General features: G+C 68.4%; 2 protein-coding genes. Both read right to left on the bottom strand.

Translation table 11 applies throughout. The annotated features are described in order from the left end of the window. Positions 1-40 precede the first annotated feature (40 nt). The gene (locus tag AB1L88_RS26855) at positions 41-1,192 is read right to left on the bottom strand and encodes an ISKra4 family transposase (RefSeq protein ID WP_367099800.1); all 1,152 of its coding nucleotides are present in this window, start codon (positions 1,190-1,192) and stop codon (positions 41-43) included. Next, on the bottom strand, positions 1,129-1,431 hold the full coding sequence (locus AB1L88_RS26860; RefSeq protein WP_367099801.1) for a hypothetical protein: 303 nt from the start codon (positions 1,429-1,431) through the stop codon (positions 1,129-1,131). The genes AB1L88_RS26855 and AB1L88_RS26860 overlap by 64 nt, the downstream gene beginning before the upstream one ends. Positions 1,432-1,530 lie beyond the last annotated feature (99 nt).

Raw genomic sequence — 1,530 nt, forward strand, 5'->3', positions numbered from 1 at the left:
TCCGGGTGAGCGTCTTTTTTGTTGGTAGACGGTTGGGACATCAGTTGATCGATCGTTCCCAGAAGGCATCCCATTGGCTGGGCTCGCCTTCATACAACGCCCGGAGGTGACAGACCGCGTCGGCCCCGTCGCCTCCCCAGCGCATCCCGCTCTGGTTGAGCCGCTGGTTGACGACCGTCTTGCACGCCGCCTCGATGTGACCCGAGCCGATCTGCCAGCCCTCGGCCCGATACCGCGGGTAGTCCATCCGGTGCAGGTTGTTCCGGATGTAGCCGGTCGTCAGGCGGTGTTCCTCCTGAGCCGCGGGCGTCCGGCCCCGCAGGTCCAACGCCTCCAATTCCGTCAGGATAGCGGCCCCGCCGTCGTGCTTCATCCGGTGGCTCCACCGCTCGGTCAGTTCCTCGGCGGCGACCGCGTCGCCGCCGCAATACGCCTTGGCCAGGTCGCCGAGATGTTCGGCGGCGTGGTAGAAGTCCAGGATGCGCACGGCACGCGGGAAGAACACGTCCATGAACGCGTCCAGCCCGGCTCCGCCGTCGGTCAACGCCACCCACTGCTCCGCCCGATCCATGCCGATCTGGGCCGCTTGCCGCCGCATCCGCTCCCCCAACTCGTCGAGGTCCATCAGCCCGGCCTGGTAGCGGGCCGCCGGCGGATGGACCTGGGAGGCCGTCTCGGGGCGTTCGGGCCGGGGGTTGAAGAGCTCCCCCACCCAGGCCATCCGGCCGTCGGCCTTGGCCCCCCGCGGCCCCTGGATGCCCAGGCCCGTGGCGTCGACGCTGGCATAGGCGACGGTCCGGCCGCGGGCATCGCGGTTCCAACGCCAATCGACGGCCGTCCCGAGGGTGTGCCCCGCGGCCCAGAGCTCCCCGAGCCGCTCGCCGGCCGCCTCGGTGGTCCGCTCCACCGTCGACTCGGCCAGCCGCAGCCCGGCCATCCGGGGCAAGAGCTTCTCGGCCGCCTCGGCGAAGCTGCCGACGGTGCCGGCCAGGGTCGCGATCTCTTGAGTCCCCGGCGTGAGGCGACTGGCGTCCAAACCCAAAGCCGCATCCACCGGGACCGAGCCGCGATGACAGGCCGGGCAATGATAGTAGGCCCGATCCCGGAGCAGGATCGGGCCCATCAGGCTTAGGAAGGTCTTGTCGCGTCGATCTTGGAACTTGCTGGGTCCATGGCAGTGCGGGCAGCCGATGCTGGAGCCTTGGTAGCCCCTTTTTTCCGCTCGTTCAGAGCGGCTTCGAGCGCCTTGGCCCCGATCGTGTGCACCCGGTCCCGGACCTCGAACTCGGCCTTGCCGAGGAGCTTGTCGTCGGCCTTGGAGGCGAGCGACCGGGTCAACTGACGCAACTCGGCCTCGACGACGGGGCGAAGGTGCCGATAGAGGCGTTCGGCTTCGGCCGCTTGTTCCGGGGTCAGTTCGGGAAGCGACATCGCAGGGCCCTCCGAGAACAGATGGCGACGGAATCAGGACGAACCCATCAGCAGTCCCCGTTGTACGCAATTTTCCACCAACTTTCGAGACGCTCACCC

Origin of the sequence: Tautonia sp. JC769 (assembly GCF_040717455.1) — a bacterium.
GTDB lineage: Bacteria > Planctomycetota > Planctomycetia > Isosphaerales > Isosphaeraceae > Tautonia.